The 17,754-nt window shown below is 72.0% G+C and carries 13 protein-coding genes and 2 tRNA genes; 4 read left to right on the top strand and 11 right to left on the bottom strand.

The window, feature by feature from the left end; genetic code table 11:
• Positions 1 to 14: 14 nt before the first annotated feature.
• The 5 genes from RPQ07_RS19290 to RPQ07_RS19270 form a co-directional block, all read right to left on the bottom strand.
• On the bottom strand, positions 15 to 1,604 hold the full coding sequence (locus RPQ07_RS19290; protein ID WP_313945413.1) for a HAMP domain-containing sensor histidine kinase: 1,590 nt from the start codon (positions 1,602 to 1,604) through the stop codon (positions 15 to 17).
• 8 nt (positions 1,605 to 1,612) lie between these two features.
• Positions 1,613 to 2,350 (bottom strand): response regulator transcription factor, encoded by a 738-nt coding sequence (locus RPQ07_RS19285; protein WP_313945412.1) that lies wholly within the window; start codon positions 2,348 to 2,350, stop codon positions 1,613 to 1,615.
• 101 nt (positions 2,351 to 2,451) lie between these two features.
• Positions 2,452 to 3,387, bottom strand: coding sequence for an amidohydrolase family protein (locus RPQ07_RS19280; RefSeq protein WP_313945411.1), 936 nt, complete (start codon positions 3,385 to 3,387; stop codon positions 2,452 to 2,454).
• Positions 3,388 to 3,645: 258 nt separating this feature from the next.
• Entirely contained in the window at positions 3,646 to 4,518 is an 873-nt protein-coding gene (locus RPQ07_RS19275) for a DUF2797 domain-containing protein (protein ID WP_313945410.1), read from the bottom strand.
• Between the two features lie 58 nt (positions 4,519 to 4,576).
• Complete coding sequence (locus RPQ07_RS19270) at positions 4,577 to 5,461, bottom strand: arginase family protein (RefSeq protein ID WP_313945409.1); 885 nt, start codon at positions 5,459 to 5,461, stop codon at positions 4,577 to 4,579.
• Between the two features lie 333 nt (positions 5,462 to 5,794).
• On the opposite strand from RPQ07_RS19270, the gene RPQ07_RS19265 reads away from it, so the two are divergent.
• Complete coding sequence (locus tag RPQ07_RS19265) at positions 5,795 to 6,715, top strand: peptidase (protein ID WP_313945408.1); 921 nt, start codon at positions 5,795 to 5,797, stop codon at positions 6,713 to 6,715.
• A 428-nt stretch (positions 6,716 to 7,143) separates the two neighbouring features.
• Here RPQ07_RS19265 and RPQ07_RS19260 read toward each other — a convergent pair whose 3' ends face one another.
• Positions 7,144 to 8,415, bottom strand: coding sequence for a hypothetical protein (locus RPQ07_RS19260; RefSeq protein ID WP_313945407.1), 1,272 nt, complete (start codon positions 8,413 to 8,415; stop codon positions 7,144 to 7,146).
• Between the two features lie 260 nt (positions 8,416 to 8,675).
• Here RPQ07_RS19260 and RPQ07_RS37785 point away from each other — a divergent pair, with 260 nt between their 5' ends.
• Positions 8,676 to 8,879, top strand: a complete 204-nt coding sequence (locus RPQ07_RS37785) for a hypothetical protein (RefSeq protein WP_413777752.1) — start codon at positions 8,676 to 8,678, stop codon at positions 8,877 to 8,879.
• A gap of 6 nt (positions 8,880 to 8,885) precedes the next feature.
• Here RPQ07_RS37785 and RPQ07_RS19250 read toward each other — a convergent pair.
• Both RPQ07_RS19250 and RPQ07_RS19245 read right to left on the bottom strand, forming a co-directional pair.
• Positions 8,886 to 8,958, bottom strand: a tRNA-Arg gene (locus RPQ07_RS19250).
• 210 nt (positions 8,959 to 9,168) lie between these two features.
• Positions 9,169 to 9,262: transfer RNA gene (locus RPQ07_RS19245), tRNA-Ser, on the bottom strand.
• Positions 9,263 to 9,517: 255 nt separating this feature from the next.
• Here RPQ07_RS19245 and RPQ07_RS19240 point away from each other — a divergent pair.
• Complete coding sequence (locus tag RPQ07_RS19240; protein ID WP_313945406.1) at positions 9,518 to 9,964, top strand: SSI family serine proteinase inhibitor; 447 nt, start codon at positions 9,518 to 9,520, stop codon at positions 9,962 to 9,964.
• A 169-nt stretch (positions 9,965 to 10,133) separates the two neighbouring features.
• Positions 10,134 to 13,967, top strand: coding sequence for a PAS domain-containing protein (locus RPQ07_RS19235; RefSeq protein WP_313945405.1), 3,834 nt, complete (start codon positions 10,134 to 10,136; stop codon positions 13,965 to 13,967).
• 88 nt (positions 13,968 to 14,055) lie between these two features.
• Here RPQ07_RS19235 and RPQ07_RS19230 read toward each other — a convergent pair whose 3' ends face one another.
• The 3 genes from RPQ07_RS19230 to RPQ07_RS19220 form a co-directional block, all read right to left on the bottom strand.
• On the bottom strand, positions 14,056 to 15,702 hold the full coding sequence (locus RPQ07_RS19230; RefSeq protein ID WP_313945404.1) for a long-chain fatty acid--CoA ligase: 1,647 nt from the start codon (positions 15,700 to 15,702) through the stop codon (positions 14,056 to 14,058).
• A gap of 117 nt (positions 15,703 to 15,819) precedes the next feature.
• Positions 15,820 to 16,404: a SigE family RNA polymerase sigma factor gene (locus tag RPQ07_RS19225; RefSeq protein ID WP_313945403.1), complete on the bottom strand. Its 585-nt coding sequence runs from the start codon at positions 16,402 to 16,404 to the stop codon at positions 15,820 to 15,822.
• Positions 16,405 to 16,665: 261 nt separating this feature from the next.
• Entirely contained in the window at positions 16,666 to 17,748 is a 1,083-nt protein-coding gene (locus tag RPQ07_RS19220) for a DUF1906 domain-containing protein (RefSeq protein ID WP_313945402.1), read from the bottom strand.
• Between the last annotated feature and the right edge of the window lie 6 nt (positions 17,749 to 17,754).

The raw sequence follows: 17,754 nt of genomic DNA, 5'->3' as shown, positions 1-17,754 counted from the left end.
CGTCAGGAGGGCTGTCACGGCTGTGTGATGCGCCTGTGCCCTGTCTGTGAGAGGGGATCAGTGGCGCCCGGCGGGTCGTTCCACGTGGGCAGTTCGACGCCGAACACGGTGCGCCCGGGGCGGGAGTTGACTCCGACGCGACCGCCGTGCGCGCTCACCACCGCGTCCACGATCGCCAGTCCGAGCCCGGTCGACCCCGCGGTGCGGGACCGGGACGCGTCCCCGCGCGCAAACCGTTCGAAGATGTACGGGAGCAGTTCGGGCGGGATGCCGGGCCCGTCGTCCTCCACCTCCAGCACGACGGTGGGACCGCGGTCCTGCACCCGGGCGACGACGGTCGTGCCGGGCGGTGTGTGCGTACGGGCGTTGGCCAGCAGATTGACCAGGACCTGATGGAGCCGGGCCGCGTCGCCCCCGACCGCCGCCGGTTCCACCGGGAGTTCGAGCCGCCAGGTGTGATCGGGACCGGCCGCGCGGGCGTCGCTGACGGCGTCCACGACCAGGGGAGGAAGGTCGGTGCGCTCGCGGTCGAGCGGGCGTCCCGCGTCGAGGCGCGCCAGCAGCAGCAGATCCTCGACCAGACCGGTCATCCGGGTGGCCTCGGACTCGATCCGGCCGAGGGCGTGCCGGGTGTCCGGTCCGACGGTGTCCCGGCCGCGCCGGGTGAGTTCCGCGTAACCGCGGATCGAGGCCAGTGGCGTACGCAGCTCATGGCTGGCGTCGGCGACGAACTGCCGTACCCGCGTCTCGCTCTGCTGGCGGGCGGTCAGCGCCGAACCGACATGGTCCAGCATGCGGTTGAGCGCGGCTCCGACCTGTCCGACCTCGGTGCGGGGATCGGCCTCGGCGTCCGGCACCCGCTCCAGCGGGGCGACCTCGCCGCTGTGCAGGGGGAGTTCGGAGACCCGGGTGGCGGTGGCGGCCACGCGCCGCAGCGGTCGCAGCGCGACACCGACCAGCGCGGTACCGGTGATACCGGCCGCCAGCAGGCCCGTCGCGGCCACACAGATCTCGACGAGGATCAACGTGCTCAGCGCGTCTTCCACCTCGCCGGCCGGAATCCCGACGAGAACCGTGCCTTCGCCGGCCGACCCGTTGTCCGCCGCTCCGTCGCTCACGGTCCCGTCGCCCGTCGACCCGTCTGTCGTCGTGGGCAGGGACATCACGCGATAGCCGCCGAGCCCCGGCAGCGTGACGTCGTGCACCTCGCCGTCCGCGGGCACCGTGCCGAGCGCCCTGAGCTGCGCGGCATCGAGCGGCGTGGTGTCGTCCGGGCGGTAGCCGGGAGTGGTGTTCTCGACGGTCCTCGCGCCTTCGGACCCCGCGCTGCCACCGTCCGGTACCAACGCCCCGACCGTGCCGAAGGGCTGACCGCCGCCGCCGAGGAAGTCCAGCGGGCCCTCGGTGTCCCCGGGTACCGGAGGCGGACGTCCGGGCAGGTCGGCGCGGACCGCGATGCCGCGCAGCTGGTCGTCGAGCTTGCCGTACAGATAGCTGCCGAACGCGATCGTCGTGACGGCCCCGATCACCGACGCGACCACGGCGATCAGCGCCACCGCGGACACCACCAGCCGGGTCCGCAGCGACCATCTGCGGCCGCGCATCCCCCGCACTACTCGCCGGGCTTGATCAGATACCCGGCTCCGCGCCGGGTGTGGATCATCGGCGGCCGCCCGGCGTCGATCTTCTTGCGCAGATAGGAGACGTACAGCTCGACGACGTTGGCCTGGCCGCCGAAGTCGTACGACCACACCCGGTCGAGGATCTGCGCCTTGCTGAGCACGCGCCGCGGATTGCGCATCAGATAGCGCAGCAGCTCGAACTCCGTCGCCGTCAGATGGATCGCGTCACCGGCCCGGCAGACCTCATGGCTGTCCTCGTCCAGGGTGAGATCGCCGACCGCCAGCAGCGAGGCGCTCCGCGCGGCCGCCGTCCCGGAGCGCCTGATCAGTCCGCGCAGCCTCGCCACGACCTCCTCCAGCGAGAAGGGCTTGGTCACATAGTCGTCGCCGCCCGCCGTGAGCCCGGCGATCCGGTCCTCGACGGCGTCCCTCGCGGTCAGGAAGAGCACCGGCACCTCGGGCATGTCACGCCGCAGGCGTCCGAGGACCGCGAGCCCGTCCATGTCGGGCAGCATCACGTCCAGCACGACGGCGTCGGGCCGGAAGTCGCGCGCGGACCGGAGAGCGCCCGCGCCGTCGCCCGCGCTGCGCACTTCCCAGCCCTCGTAGCGCAGGGCCATCGACAGCAGCTCGCTCAGCGCGGTCTCGTCGTCGACGACGAGGACGCGGACGGGGCTGCCGTCCGGCCTGAGCAACTCGGTACGCCCCTGAGGCGTGGTCGCGGTCATGCGGCCAGCCTGCGACCCGGCCGTGAAAAGGCTCTTGCGCCTTTCTGTGAATTGCCTGAGAACCGGGGCTCCTCGGGGACCGCTTCTCCTCAGGGATCGCCTCAGGTCGCCTCAGCGACCGCGTCTTCTCCGGGACCGCCGGGCGCGAAGAGCCGGACGCCGTTGTCGTGGCAGACGGCCCGCAGCCAGTCGTCCCCGAGGCCGAGCTCCTCGAGGGCGCGGAGCTGATGGACGTACGGATAGGGGATGTTGGGGAAGTCCGTGCCGAGCACGATCCGGTCGCCGAGATCCGCGAGCCGCCCCTTGTGCTGCTGGGGGAAGGGGGCCATGCGCTCGCTGAAGTCCGTGAAGGCCATGGTCGTGTCCAGCCGTACCTGCGTGTAGCGCTCGGCGAGGTCGAGGAAATCGCTGTACTCGGGCATGCCCATGTGCGCGACGACGAGCGGCAGCCGCGGATGCCGCGCGAGCAGCCGGCCGACCGGCTCGGGCCCGGTGTGCTTGCCGGCCACGGGCCCGGAGCCGCAGTGCGTCACCACGGGCACACCGGCCTCGGCCAGCAGTCCCCACACCGGGTCGAGCAGGGGATCGTTGGGGTCGTACGCGCCGACCTGGAGATGCGACTTGAAGATCCGTGCGCCGCGGTCGAGGGCCTCGCGGACATAGGTCTCGACGCCCTCCTCCGGGAAGAAGGTCGCGGTGTGGAGGCAGTCCGGCGTCCGGGCGGCGAAGTCGGCGGCCCAGCCGTTGAGCCAGGCCGCCATGCCGGCCTTGTGCGGGTAGAGCATGGAGGTGAAGGCGCGCACCCCGAACTCACGCAGCAGAGTGACCCGTTGCTCCTCCTCGTGCCGGTAGGTGATGGGCCACTCCAGGCCCGTCATGGGCCCCACGGCATCGAAGTAGGCCCACACCTTGGCCAGGACTCGTTCCGGCATGAAGTGGGTGTGGACGTCGACGAGCCCGGGGAGCCCGAGCCGGCCCCAGAACGCGCGTACGTCCGCGGCCTCCGTGGCCTGGTCGCTGACGGGCTTGTTGGTCATGACGCCCACCTTCGGACGCCGGTCCGTGGGGTGTCCACCGGCTTCGCGGTACGGGATCGGAACGTGATCCGGTTCATGACGGCCGGGGCTGCCGGATCACCGGGTCCACGCGGGCATCGGGCCACCCGGCCGGCGGGGCTGGTGGTGCGGCGAGCAGTCTCATACGGCCCGGCCATCGGGGCTGGTGGTGCGGCGAGAGCCCTCCCGGACGGCCCGGGACTCCGTTGATCATCCCGTCCGGCACCGGTACGCCACTCGTCAGAACAAGCCGTCCTGCACGGCCCCGCCCCCCGCGTTGGCGTCGGCCGTCGGCACGGAGACGCCCGCCGCCGGATCGGCCCCGATGAGCGACCAGCCCGTCATCAACCGGGTGTCGAGGATGACCAGTTCACCCTCCGCGGTCCGCAGATGCAGATCGGGCCCGGCGGCCGCGAGCAGCGTTCCCGCGACGGCGCCGCCGTCGGTCAGCTCCCGCACCACCGCCCCGGGCGCCGGCAGCCGGCCGAGCCCGAACACCTCGGCGTGGTCGACCGCCAGGAACTCCAGCCGCTCCAGCGACTCGGCCCAGCCGGTGAGCGCGAGCGCCCGCCCGTGCAGGTCCTCGACCTCCGCGGCACGCTCGGCGGGACCCGGCAGCTCGCACCGCACAGCCCTCTTGTGGGCGTACGGAATCCGGTCCGGCACCCCCAGCGCGCTGCGCAGCAGCTCCTCCGTACGCCGCGCCGCCATCAGCGGCCCCCGCCCCAGCCAGCTGAAGACGACGGCGCCCTGCTCCAGCAGCCGCGCGGACTCACGCTCCTCGGCGGTGATGCCGACCTTGACCATCCCGGGGCCGAACCAGGCCAGATAGACGCGGTACGTCCGCGGGTCGTCGGCGATGGTGTCGGCCGCCACCGAGTGCGCGCGATCCAGCCGTGCGCACTCCGGACACCGGGCCTGGGTGGCCCGCCCCGGCACGACGGCCCGCAGCGGGCAGGCATTGCCACGCGCCCCGACACAGCTCCGGACCCCTTCGGCACGGAACCCGAGCGCCTTGCCCGCGGTCAGCGGACTGATCCGCCCGCCGTCCCACCGGAGCACGGCCATCCGCGCCCCGCGCGGCCAGCCGAGCCCGGAGCACCGCCATGCCATACGCACCTCCGGCCGAAAACGCGGAGGTTACCCGAGAGCACTGACACAGGCCCCGGGTCTAGGCCGAGTTCCGGCCGATCCGCGCGGAGAGCCCGCGGTGCAGACATTCGACGAGCCGGGCCGTGATCAGGCCTTCGGGGTCGAGGCGGGGGTTGAAGATCGTGACGTCGAACCCGACAGCACGCTCGTCACCGAGCGCGATCCCGAGCACGCTCTCCAGTTCCGCCCAGCTCAGGCCCCCGGGGATGCGGTAGTCGACGGCCGGCATGACGGCGTCGTCGAGAACGTCCACATCGAGATGCACCCAGTACTCCCCGAGCCGTCCGACCGCCTCCCGGGCCGCCTCCTCGGCGCCGGCCGCCCGCACGGCATCGAGACCGACGGCGTGCAGCTCCGGCGGCAGCGGCTGCATCCCGGCCTCCGTGGACTCGTCGGTGTCGCGGAACCCGAGGGCCACGACATCCTCGTCCCGTACGAGCGGCCGGAGTCCTTCCAGATCGGTGAGTACGTCGGGCCCGCGGCCGGTGGCGAGCGCGAGCTCCATGGAGGCGGCCTCGCCGTTCGGTTCCGCGGCCGGCTGATAGAAGTCGGTGTGCCCGTCGAGGAACAGCAGCCCGTACCGTCCGCGCCGCCGCAGCGCGAGGAGGTTGCCGAGGAGGATCGAACAGTCCCCGCCGAGGACGACCGGGAAGTCCCCCTGATCGAGCACTCCGGCGACGACGTCGGCCAGCTCGCCGGAGTACCGCGCGATCGCGGCCGCGTTGAGCACCCCGCTCGCGGGGTCCCGCCGGGCCACATACGCCGGCGCCTCGACCCGCCCGCCGTGGACGGCCCCCAGCCGCTCGGCCAGACCGGCCCCGATCAGGGCCGCGGGCAACTCCTCCACCCCGGAGGGCCGCAGCCCGAGCACGGAAGGGGCTTCGACGACGACGATCCGGCGCATCCCGGCTCCTTCTGTCGGACACCCAACGGTGCACGAGGCCCCTTAACGGTGCACAAGGCCTCTTTCGGACGCTACCGGACAGGGGCGGTCGCCGCAGGGTGGCTGCTCCGGCCCCCGCCGACGGCGGTCCGGCCGGAGGGCGAACACCTCACTCTCGCCGCCAACTCTCCTTGTGCGCCCGGTCGGTGGTCGATCACCGCCGACCGGGCGCGGATCCAGACACGTGTGTCACAGATCATCGACAGCGCCAACCGAACCGGCGGATTCCCCGGTCTTGCCGTGCGGACCGGCGCCCCGCGTCCGCTGCCCGCACCGACCGAGGAGACATCCGCGATGCCCACGACCTCCCCTTCCATGATCCGGCGCCTTCGCAGCCGGGCCACGGTGCTCGCCGTCGCCGGTACGGCTCTCGCCCTCGTCGCCCCGGCCACGGCGACCGCCGCCGCCGGGCAGACCCGTGCGGCCGCGCCCGACCCGGTCTCCGTCCTGTCGTACACCGCCAAGGAACGCCGCACGGCCCTCGCCTACTGGACACCCGCCCGTATCAAGGCCGTCGGTAAGTCCGTGGACCTCGGCCCGACCGGCCCGAAGGCGAAGCCGTGGCGGGGCACCACGCTGAAGACCGTGGGGCGGCTCTTCTTCGTCAACGCGTCCGGCGCCGACACCTGGTGCACGGCCACGGCCGTGAAGAGCGCCAACCGCTCCGCCGTGATGACCGCGGCCCACTGCGTGCGACGCGGCTCGTCTCCCGTCAACACCAACACCGACATGGTGTTCGTCCCCGCCTACGGCAAGGGCCAGCAGCCGTACGGCGCGTTCGCGGTCCGCTCGGCCATGACCCCGCGCACCTGGGAGACGGACTCCACCGACGACCTGTCCACGCTGGTCGTCGACCCCGACAAGAAGGGCCGCAAGCTCACCGACGTCGTGGGCGGCCAGGCCGTCGCCTTCAACCGTGCCGTCGGCGGCACGATCTCCGCCTTCGGCTACTCGGCCACCCGCCCCCAGCGCGGCGAGGAACTCCTCCGCTGCGTCGGCAAGCCGAAGAAGAAGCACGGCCTTCAGGCCATCTCCTGCGACCTGACCGGCGGCTCCAGCGGCGGCCCGTGGCTGGCCGACTTCAACACCACCACCGGCAAGGGCGTCCTGGTCTCGGTCAACAGCTCGCTGGACTCCCTGACCCCGACGGAGATGCAGGCAGAGATCATGGGCGCCCTGGCGAAGAAGGTGTACGACCGGGCCCAGCGCGCCTGACACGGTTCGCCCGCGCGTCGACGCGAGAGGCCCCCGGATCGCCTCCGGGGGCCTCTCGCGTCTGCACACTCGTCCGCGGCCTAGGCGAGAGTCCGCCTGACGAAGGCGAGGATGGCGGTCAGCAGGTTGAGGTTCTGACCGATGCCGGTGCCGGTGCCGATGCCCGGGAGCGGCGCGGCGTGGGCGGAGGTGACGGTCATGGTCGTGAGGATGACGGCGGAGCTTGCCAGGGTCGCGGCTACGCGCTTGATCTGTCGCATATAAGGACGAACGATCACGAACGTGTGAAGTGAGTTCGGTGAGCGGCGAACTCACCGGAATGGAGGCAGCGCCCTCCGTTTCTGTCAGCTCGTCCGCCGATCACGGGCGGATGTGCTGGGGCCCGTTTCTGATGTTCGTCGATCAAGTCGGAGGCGTGTGGGGCGAGGTCAGAAGCAGCCGGGTCCGGTGGAGGGGCTGAAGCAGACGTTGGTGCCGGGGCCGCCGTCGTTGGTGTTGGTGCCCGGGCCACCGAAGAGCGCGTCGCTGCCGGGACCGCCGAAGAGGGCGTCGTTGCCGTTGTTGCCGTTCAGGTTGTCGGCGCCGTTGCCGCCTTCGATGCGGTCGTTGCCGTCACCGCCGGACAGTACGTCGTTGCCGTCGCCGCCGCAGATGATGTCGTTGCCACCGCGGCCGTCGACCACGTCGTTGCCGCCGAGAGCGAAGATCACGTCATTGCCGGGAGTGCCGATCAGGATGTTGTTGCCATTGGTACCGGTGATGGTGGCCGTGGCGGTCGCGCAGGTGGGGGGCGCCGGCTCGTAGGTGACGGTCACCTGGGCCGGCCCCACTGCAGGTCCGGAGGTACCACCCGTGGGGACACGGTTCGACGCACCACCGCCACCACCGGGACCGTAAGCGGGAGGAAAATCAATACGGTTGCAGCCTCCGCCGCCGCCTCCACCGAACCAGCCGCCCCCGCCTCCGCCCGCCCCGAAGCCGCCTCCGCCGGTGCCGCCCGCACCGCCTGTGCCCGGAGTGCCGGATGTACCGACGGCAGGGCATGCTGCTCCGGCTGTGCCACCGGCGGTCTGGGTTCCGCCGCCGCCGCCTTGGCCGCTGTTCGTTCTGCTGCCGCCGGCACCCCCGGTGATTCCGGCGTCTCCGCCGGTGGCCTCCGGGTTGAGGTAAGTGGGGGGGAAGCCGCTTCCTCCGCCGCCTCCGCCGCCCGCGACGATGAGACGGGGGTCCGTGCCGGGGACGCCGGTCAGGGTGCAGCCGGGACCGGCCGAGCTGCAGGTGCGGACATCGCTGGATCCGCCGCCGGCACCGCCCGTAGTGGCGGGTCCGCCGCCGGCGCCCCCGCCCGTGCCGACGTTGACGTAGAGGGTGGTGGTGCTCGGCGGCACGGTGACGGTGCCGGTGACGGTGGCGCCGTTGCCTCCTGTGCCGCCGCCGGACCCGTTTTGTCCTGCGGCGCCTGTGGCGGTGACGGTCAGTTGGGTGACGCCGGACGGGACGGTGAAGGGCTGGTTGGCGCCTGCGTTGAAGGTGACGGTCACGGGCGCCGCCACGGCGGGCGTGGCCGTGGGAACGACCAGTGCCGCCGGCAGTGCCACCGTGGCGAGCAGGACCGCAGCACGCCTGGCCGGGCGCCTCCGCTCACCGGCGGCTCCGGCGCCACGTCGCTGGAGCATGGCATGTTGCAGGGTCGGTCTCACGGTGGGGGCTCCTCGACGATGAGCGCGGCACTCAGGACGTGCCACGGATGTCGGTTGGTGTTCGGGCCCCTGCCGGGACCGCCCGACGATCAAGCCACACGCACCCTGTGTGGTCGTACAGACACACCGTCATACCGCCCGCAATCCACCGACCAGACGCTCCCCGACCCCGAACTCGGTCCTGTGATCCGTTGGCGCGTACACCACGGACACGAGGTCCGTGCAGTTCTCTCCCGGTCGCCCTCGAGGTCCACCCGAAGGTGGCACAGCGGATCCTGCGGCACTCTCGCATCGCCCTGACGATGGAGGTCTGCGCCGAGGCGAGGGAGGAACAGGTGCGCGCCGCGATCGGCAAGCCGTCGGACGCGATGCGCGTACCGGCTGACGACGATCAGCCCTTGCTGTACTTCGCTGCTGCACGGCACGACAAAGCCCCCTCCGGAGTGATCCCGAGGGGGCTTTGAGCAGTGTGCACTCGGCAGGATTCGAACCTGCAACCTTCTGATCCGTAGTCAGATGCTCTATCCGTTAAGCTACGAGTGCTTGGCGTTCCGGGCTTTTCTGCCTGGTCGGCGTTGCGGGAACAACATTACATGACCCGCGCCGTGAGGTGAAATCCGTTAAGCAAACCCCAGCTGACCTGCGAAAACAGCGACTCAGCGGCCAAGAATCCCCGCACGTACGCCCGAAGAAGCACAGCCCGCCGAGGACGACCGAAGCCCCGGCCTGCGGGCCGGGGCTTCGGTGATCAACTGGCGGAGGCGGAGGGATTTGAACCCTCGATGGGCTTTAAGACCCAAACCGCATTAGCAGTGCGGCGCCATAGACCGGACTAGGCGACGCCTCCAGCACACTCACGCGGGCGCGAGTGGTGCGTGCAGATGATGACACAGCCGAGCGGGGTGTCACCAATCGCCGTCCACGGTACTAGGCCCGCAGGCCGGAGGGCAAAGCACGGGCCGCCGGGCCCGTCGGCCGGTCGGAGCGCCCGTAGTCCGGGCGGCGCGGTCCGGTTGCGCAACGCCCGGGCGCACGGAGCGTTAGAGATGCCGGGGCATCCGCGCCCCCGCACGGTCCCTCACTCCCGGATCCAGGAGCACCCATGCTGCGCCGCCTCGTCCTCACCGCAACCGTGACCGCCGCCGCGCTGGCCGGCGCCGTACCCGCCGCGGGAGCGACCCCTCTGCCGTTCCCGTTGCCGCTGCTGTCGGCACCCGACCCCGACCGGCTGACCGTGATCGTCTCCGACACCGGGAACACCCGGACGGACGGCACCTACGAGCTGATGTGCGACCCGGCCGGCGGCACCCACCCCGCAGCCGCCAAGGCGTGCGCGCGGCTGGACGAGCTCGCGAAGGAGAGGCGTAATCCGTTCGCGCCGGTTCCCGAGGACCAGATGTGCACCATGCAGTCCGGGGGGCCGGCCACCGCCCGGGTCACCGGCACATGGCAGGGACAGAGGGTGGACGCCACGTTCAACCGGGCGAACGGCTGCGAAATCTCACGGTGGCGCACGATGGAGCCCGTGCTGCCGAACACCAGGTCATAGCGCCCGGCGGTACCGCTTGTGCACACAACCTTGGTGAGAGCTCCCCCTCATCCGCCGCCCCGGCCCCCTCGCCTGCCTTTAGACTCCCTCCAGTGACAGGCTGAAGCCCGAGGGGCAAGATGGGACCGGCCGTCCGCAATATGCAGTAGGTCAGGGAGGAACCGTCGTCGTGAGCAGCAGGCCATCCCGAGGCGCTGCTCGCCTCGCAGCCATACTCGACGCCCTTCCGGACGGCCTCGTGCTCGTCAACTGCAACGGCACGGTCGTCAACGCCAACACCATCGCCCTCGAACTCTTCGAGACGCCCGGTACCGCACTCGTCGGACGCGGGCTGCTCGATCTGCTGCCCGCCTTCGACTCCCGGCTGATCCCCGGCTCGATGCGGCGCCCCGAGGCGGCCGACGAGCGCGGGCGGACCAAGCCCACGCGGATGGTGGCGCGGCGCACGGACGGCAGCGAGTTCCCCGTCGAGGTGACCAGCGCGAGCCTCGAGGACGGACGCGAGGCATACGACTCGTACAGCGGCTACACCGGCGACGAGCTGCTGATGCTCGTCGTGCGGGACCTGTCCGGAACGATGGACACCGAGGCCGAGCTGGCGCGTTCGCAGCGGCAGACCGAGATGATCCTGCGTGCCGCGGCCGAGGGTGTGGTCGGTACGGACACCGACGGACGCGTCGTCCTGGTCAATCCGGCGGCAGCGCAGATCCTCGGATTCCGGGCGAGCGACCTCGGCGGCAAGGAGCTGCACCCGCTGATCCTGCACTCGCGCGGGGACGGCGAGCCCTTCCCGTACGAGGAGTCGGCGCTCGCCGACACCCTCAAGTCCGGGCGCAAGCACCGGGTGCGCGGACAGGTGCTGTGGGCGAAGAACGGCTCGCAGGTGCCGGTCGATCTGACGACCGCGCCGGTGCGGGACGGCGACCAGCTCGTCGGCGCGGTGATGACCTTCACCGACCGCCGTCCTTACGAGGAGCTGAGCCAGCAGCACAAGTCCGAACTCACGGAGACGACCGAGCGGCTCGGCAAGGAGCTGGAGGAGACCACCGAACGGTTCACGGCCGAGCTGGCCGACCGCGCGGACCGCTACACCGCGGAGATCGAGAGCCGGGATGAGCAGTACACCGAGCTCGCCGCCCGCCATGACCAGCTGACCGCCGTGCTCGGCGAGTCGCTGCGGGGGCCGCTGGAGGAACTCCGTTCCGAACTGGCCACCCTGGCCGCCGACCCGGCGGGGCAGTTGTGGCCCGAGGCCAACCAGATCCTGCACCACCTGGCCGCCGGTTATGCCCGGATGACGACGCTCGTCGACAACGTCATGGGCTACCAGCGGCTCGACACGGGTGCGGAACAGCTCTACAAGATCCCGGTGCTGCTCGACGCGGTCGTCGCGGCCGGCGTCGAGGGTGCCATCGAGCTGATCGGCCCCGGGCGGGCGCAGTTCGCGGTGCACGCTCCGCCGATCGAGGCCGAGGTGGACGCCGGACGGCTGGCGACGGCGCTCGCCCACCTGGTGGCGGACGTGGCCGGTGTCGACTCCACCGGCAAGGCCAAGCTGATGCCCGGCGGCGGGTATGTGGACTCCACGATCGTGGTGGCGGCCGCGCAGCGCGGTGACGTCGTACGGATCGAGGTGCGCGGGCCGTTCGCCGGGGGAGACCCGGTGCACGAGCCGATCGTGCGCGGAATCGTGCGGGCGCACGGCGGAGTGCTGCAGACACACGAGGTGCCGGGGATGAGCGGCAGCGCGTATGTCCTGGAACTGCCGCTGGGCGAGGGCTCGGGAACCGTGGCACCGCCGGAGCACGGCGCGATGCTGGCCCTGCCGGAGCAGACGCCTCCGCAGCCGCAGCGCTCCCCCGGCACGTCGGGCGGTGGCCGGCGGCGCGCGCGGCGGGCTTCCACGGACGCGTTCCTGGAGAGCCCCGTCGCGATGGAGGACCCGGTGGCCGCGCCGCCGACAGGCCGGCGTCGCGCGCACGGCGAACAGCCGCAGCAGGACCTGATCCCGGCCCAGGACTCGGGCGGCAGCCATGCCGCCCACGCGGGCGGTGGCGGAACCGGTCGCCGACGCGGCCGGCCGAGCCCTGCCGAGGAGTCCGTCGCCGTCACCGCCGGTGGCGGCAGGCCGACCGAGGGCTCCGTCGTGACGGCCGCGGAGGGCGCCGCCCAGTCCGGTCGCGCCGCACTCGGCGAAACGGTGCCGCCGCAGGGTGTCTCCGTCGACGGGCCGGGCTCGGGCCGTCGAGCGCGGCACGGTGCGATGCCGGAGCTGCCCGCGGCTCCGTCCGCCGCCCCGGCCTCCTCGGCTTCGACCGCGATCGAGACGCGCCCCTCCGGCCGCCGGGCCAGGAGGGCACTGGCGGCGGCTCCGGCCGAGCCGGAAGCACCGCGCACCCCGTTCGCGCTGCCGCCCGCCGAGGCCGACCGCATCCCGCCGAGGGCGGGTGAGGCGGACGCCTCGCTGCCGGGCCGACACGACTCCGTCCGTACGGAGCCGGGCACCGACCATCACACGCCGCCGCAGCAGCACCCCACCCCGACAGGTCGGCGGCGCGCGCGGCCGCAGCCGCAGGCGCCCGCTCAGGGTGCGATGCCGGACGCCCCGCCCGGGTGGGGGGACGCAGCCGAATTCGATCCGCGCGCCACCGACGACGGTACGAACGGGCAGCACGCGGCGACGCAGGACGAGGCGGCGCCGGGTCAGTCGGGTGCCGCGACGTCGCAGGGCACCGGCTCGGTCGCCCTGCCGATGCCCGCGTTCGAGGAGCCCGCCGCCGAGCCGCAGACCGCGCCGCGGCCCGCGCAGGCGCGCGTCGCCCAGCCGCTGCCCGCGGAGGCACCGGTCCCGGCGGACGCCTCACAGGGCCGGGCATTCAGCGTCCGCACACTCGGACAGGGTGTGCCGTTCTCGCAGCAGATCGCCGAGAAGCAGAACCAGACGCTCGGCGCCGGACGCCGTCGCAAGCTGGGGACGCGGTCCGCCGAGGGGGAGCGCCCGGAGCCGGCCGCCACCACGGCCCGCCCGCATCCGCAGACGCAGGCCGCCCCGGCACAGGCTCCGACGCAGGGCCAGACCCAAGGGCAGTCGCAACCCCAGGGACAGGGACAGGCACAGACCCAGAACGGGTCGCTGCTCCCCGCCGAGCGGTCCGAGGGCCGGTCGTACGCCATAGGCGCACCCCTCGAAGGCGCGGAGGGCCCGGAGCCGCTGGACGGTCCCGGCGGCGCGGTGGAGGTGGCCAACCGGCCGCAGCCGCAGCCCGTCGACGACGAGCTGCCCCCGGAGCCGCTGGACAATCCGCGCCGCCTGCTGGTGTGGCCGGCGCCGGATGTCTCGACCTCGCAGGCGCTGAGCGACCGGGGCTACCGTCCCGTCGTCGTGCACTCGCGCGAAGAGGTCGATGCACAGATCGCCGCGTTCCCCGCGGCCCTGTTCGTCGACCCGCTGACGGGTCCGATCACCCGGACCGCGCTGCAGTCGCTGCGCCAGGCCGCGGTGGCCGCGGAGGTCCCCGTCCTGGTGACGGCCGGACTGGGGCAGGCCACCCGGGAGGCGGCCTACGGCGCCGACCCGGCCATCCTGCTGAAGGCGCTGGCCCCTCGGGACAGCGAACAGCACCCGTCACGCGTGCTGTTGATCGAGGAGCACGAGGAGATCGCGCTGGCGCTCACCGCGACGCTGGAGCGCCGCGGAATGCAGGTCGCTCGGGCCGGTGCGGACACGGACGCCGTCACCCTCGCGACCCAGATGCGGCCGAACCTCGTGGTGATGGACTTGATGCAGGTGCGCCGCCGCCGGGCCGGGATCATCGACTGGCTGCGGGCGAACGGCCAGCTGAACCGGACGCCTCTGGTCGTCTACACCTCGGCCGGCCTGGACCGGGCCGAGCTGCCGCGGCTCTCGTCGGGCGAGACGGTGCTCTTCCTCGCGGAGCGCTCCACCAGTAACGAGGTCCAGTCGCGGATCGTCGACCTGCTCGCGAAGATCGGTACGAACTGACGGCGGTGGCCGGGGCTTTGGCCGAGGGCATCAACTGATGCGTCGGGGGCGGTGTTTCACGTGAAACACCGCCCCCGACGCGTGATGGTCAGAACTGGGTGACGTCCAGCTCACCGTCCGCGTACTGCTTGCGGATCACCTTCTTGTCGAACTTGCCCACGCTCGTCTTCGGGACCGCCGGGATCACCGCCCAGCGCTCGGGCAGCTGCCACTTGGCGACCTTCTCGGAGAGGAAGGCCTTCAGCGACTCATAGTCCGCCGTCGAGCCCTCCTTGAGGACGACCGTCGCCAGCGGACGCTCGCCCCACTTGTCGTCGGGCACCGCGACCACCGCGGCCTCGGCGACCTCCGGGTGGGCCATGAGCGCGTTCTCCAGATCGACGCTCGAGATCCACTCCCCGCCGGACTTGATGACGTCCTTGGCCCGGTCGGTCAGCGTGAGGTAGCCGTCGGGGCTGATGAGGCCGACGTCGCCGGTCTTCAGCCAGCCGTCCTCACTGAACTTGTCCGCGGGCTTGAAGTCCTCGCCGCCCGCACCGCCGTAGTACGAGCCCGCGATCCAGGCGCCCCGGACCTCCAGCTCACCGGCGGAGACGCCGTCCCACGGCAGGATCTCACCGGCGGGACCGACCAGCCGGGCCTCGACGCCCGTGGGGAAACGGCCCTGGGTGATGCGGTACGGCCACTCCTCCTCCGCGGACAGACCGGCCGGCGGGTGCGACATCGTGCCGAGCGGGGAGGTCTCCGTCATGCCCCAGGCGTGACAGAGCCGTACGCCGAGCTTGTCGTACGCCTCCATCAAGGCCGGCGGACAGGCCGCGCCGCCGATGGTGACCTGCGTCATCGAGGTCAGGTCGCGGGGGTTGGCGGTGACTTCGGCGAGGAGTCCCTGCCAGATGGTGGGGACGGCCGCCGCGTGCGAGGGCCTCTCGCGCTCGATCATGTCCGCGAGCGGTCCGGGCTGAAGGAAACGGTCCGGCATCAGCATGTTGATGCCGGTCATGAAGGTGGCGTGCGGCAGGCCCCAGGCATTCACATGGAACTGCGGGACCACGACGAGCGTGGTGTCCCGCTCGGTCAGCCCCATCGACTCGGCCATGTTGACCTGCATCGAGTGGAGGTAGATCGAGCGGTGGGAGTAGACGACACCCTTGGGGTCGCCCGTGGTGCCGGAGGTGTAGCACATGGCGGCGGCGGTCCGCTCGTCCAGCTCGGGCCAGTCGAACGTGGTCGGACGGCCCGCGATCAGGTCCTCGTACTCGTGCACCGTCGCGTCGGTCTCGGCGAGCAGACCGCGGTCGCCGGGGCCGGAGACCACGATGTGCTCGATCGTGGGCAGGTGCGGCAGGAGCGGGGCGAGCAGCGGGAGCAGGGAACCGTTGACGATGACGGCCCGGTCGGCGGCGTGGTTGACGATCCACACCAACTGCTCGGCGGGGAGGCGGAGATTGAGTGTGTGCAGTACGGCGCCCATGGAGGGGATGGCGAAGTACGCCTCGACATGCTCGGCGTTGTTCCACATCAGGGTGGCGATCCGCTGGTCTCCGTCGACCCCCAGCTCGTCACGGAGCGCGTTGGCCAGCTGTGTCGCACGGCTGCCCACCTCCGCGAAGCTGCGCCGCTGCGGCTCGGCGTCTCCGGTCCAGGTGGTGATCTGCGACTTTCCGTGGATCGTCATCCCGTGTTGCAGGATGCGGGTCACAGTCAGCGGTACGTCCTGCATGGTGCTCAGCACGGCGTCCTCCCGGTGGGCGCTAGCGCTACGTGGCAGTAAAGGTGGGAAGATTCTGCTCACGTACCGCGCGGTATGTCACTACCCCCGGGTAGGGGAACTGGTCACGGACGGTGTTGCTCAGCGCACAGGGGACAGCTCCGGGTCCTCGCGGAGCTTGCTCAGCGCCCGGGACACCGCACTCTTGACCGTGCCGACGGACACCCCGAGCACCTCGGCGGTCTGGGCCTCGCTGAGGTCTTCGTAGTACCGCAGGACGACCATCGCGCGCTGCCGGTCCGGCAGCTTCATCACGGCGCGCCACATGGCGTCGTGCAGCACCTGCTGCTCGGCCGGGTCCGCCGCCGGTACGGTCTCCGGCTCCGGAAGTTCCTCGCAGGCGAACTCGTCGACCTTGCGCTTGCGCCACTGCGAGGTGCGGGTGTTGAGGAGGGCGCGGCGGACATAGCCGTCGAGCGCCCGGTGGTCCTCGATCCGCTCCCACGCGACATACGTCTTCGTGAGCGCGGTCTGCAGCAGGTCCTCGGCGTCGCTCGGGTTCGCCGTGAGCGAGCGGGCGGTACGCAGCAGCACGGGCCCCCGCGCCCGTACGTACGACGAGAACGACGAATAGCGAGCATGGGGCGCATGCCGTGGGCCGGCGCCGTACGACGGAGGCACCGGCACGGCGGGCCTCGAGACGCTTGTGCAGACTGGCGTGGTCATAGGTCCACGCTAGGAGCGGGTGCTACTCAGCGGATCGGCCACAGGTCCCGAAGGCATGTCCGCCTCAGGTTGTACGGCTGGTGCCGGCCTCACCTCCTGAAGGTGGAGGAGACCCTCAGGGGCAGTGCGCCTCAGGTCAGGGGGAAGAGGCCCTTCCGCCGCGACGGGCACAGGCATCCGAGACTCGCGCCACCGGCACCAGCCGACGTACGCGGGTCGCTCAGGCCAGGCCACGGGTTCCTCGGCCGCGGACAGGGACGCTCACGGGCGGATCCGGGCCACGGGAGCGTCCGCCATGCTGCGGCCGACGGTCAGCCGGTGACCGCCATGGCTCTCGGTGACGTCGCCGTCGTACTGGTGGATCCGCCGCTTCGGCCGCCAGGCGTACGGGTTCAGGACCTGCTCGTCGTACAGGTCCTCGTACAGGGCGGGCTCGGCGCTCCGGCGGGCGAACCACATCGCGGAGGGCAGGTCGCCCGTGCCGGCCAGCCGGGCGCGCTCCATGTGCAGGACCCCGGCGTCGGCGGTGCTGTGGAAACCGGGCACATAACCCCGGCGGCGTACCTCGCGGTCCCACGCCCGGACGAAGTCGAGCGTGGCACGGGCGCACGCCGCGTCGTCCACGTCGTACGCCTCCAGGTCGAGATAGAGAGCGCTGCCCCTGGCCATGCCGAGCGCCCAGGCACGCTCCACCGCCTCGTTGCCCTCTCGCTGCCCCTCGGCACCGGGGCTCGCGCCGATCACGGCGGCGCGTCTGCGCTCGTCCCGGACGCAGGGGGCCTGCGAGCCGGCGAACACGGGCAGCACCTGCCAGCCCATGCGGTGCACCGCCGCGACCCACTCCCGGGTGAGGTGGGGCTGCTGCGGGCAGCGCCGCCCGCGCCCGCCGTAGGACACACCGACCGCGCCGTACGGGGACGAGGTGCGCCAGGACCGCATCGCGGCCAGGGGCGGTGCCTGGCAGGTGTCGAACACCAGGCCCCGGAAGGTCAGGGCGGTGTCGGCGGTCGTGTCGACGACCGCGCCGGAACCCTCGGCCGGAGCGTCTGCGTTGCTGTTCGGCCGGCCGTTGCCGTTCCGCTCGATGCTGTTGTTCCGCTCGGTGGTGCTGTTCCGCTCGGTGGTGCTGTTCCGCTCGGTGTTCGTGTCGGTGTCCGCGTTGGCGTCGGCCCTTCTGTCCGTGGGGGGTTGCGCCGCGCGGGCGTCGGGGGCGGCGGGGGCATCGACGGCGGCTGCGTACGCCGTGTCCCTGGGCGCGGACCGCTCGGGTTCCGGTGCCAGCAGCAGACCGAGCAGGGCGGTCAGCGCGAGGGCGACGGCGGCGGCGCATTTCCGTAGACGCATGTGCCG

Origin of the sequence: Streptomyces sp. AM8-1-1 (assembly GCF_032229325.1) — a bacterium.
GTDB classification, from domain to species: domain Bacteria; phylum Actinomycetota; class Actinomycetes; order Streptomycetales; family Streptomycetaceae; genus Streptomyces; species Streptomyces achmelvichensis.
The sequence above is the reverse complement of the archived record's forward strand: the minus strand, read 5'-3'. Positions and strand labels throughout refer to the sequence as shown.

Excerpts from the sequence above, each read along its gene's own strand:
- RPQ07_RS19290 (WP_313945413.1), bottom strand. The coding sequence starts at position 1,604 with ATGCGCGGCCGCAGATGGTCGCTGCGGACCCGGCTGGTGGTGTCCGCG.
- RPQ07_RS19270 (WP_313945409.1), bottom strand. The coding sequence starts at position 5,461 with ATGCGCCGGATCGTCGTCGTCGAAGCCCCTTCCGTGCTCGGGCTGCGG.
- RPQ07_RS19240 (WP_313945406.1), top strand. The coding sequence starts at position 9,518 with ATGCTGCGCCGCCTCGTCCTCACCGCAACCGTGACCGCCGCCGCGCTG.
- RPQ07_RS19280 (WP_313945411.1), bottom strand. The coding sequence starts at position 3,387 with ATGACCAACAAGCCCGTCAGCGACCAGGCCACGGAGGCCGCGGACGTA.
- RPQ07_RS19225 (WP_313945403.1), bottom strand. The coding sequence starts at position 16,404 with ATGACCACGCCAGTCTGCACAAGCGTCTCGAGGCCCGCCGTGCCGGTG.
- RPQ07_RS19275 (WP_313945410.1), bottom strand. The coding sequence starts at position 4,518 with ATGGCATGGCGGTGCTCCGGGCTCGGCTGGCCGCGCGGGGCGCGGATG.
- RPQ07_RS19220 (WP_313945402.1), bottom strand. The coding sequence starts at position 17,748 with ATGCGTCTACGGAAATGCGCCGCCGCCGTCGCCCTCGCGCTGACCGCC.
- RPQ07_RS19285 (WP_313945412.1), bottom strand. The coding sequence starts at position 2,350 with ATGACCGCGACCACGCCTCAGGGGCGTACCGAGTTGCTCAGGCCGGAC.
- RPQ07_RS19265 (WP_313945408.1), top strand. The coding sequence starts at position 5,795 with ATGCCCACGACCTCCCCTTCCATGATCCGGCGCCTTCGCAGCCGGGCC.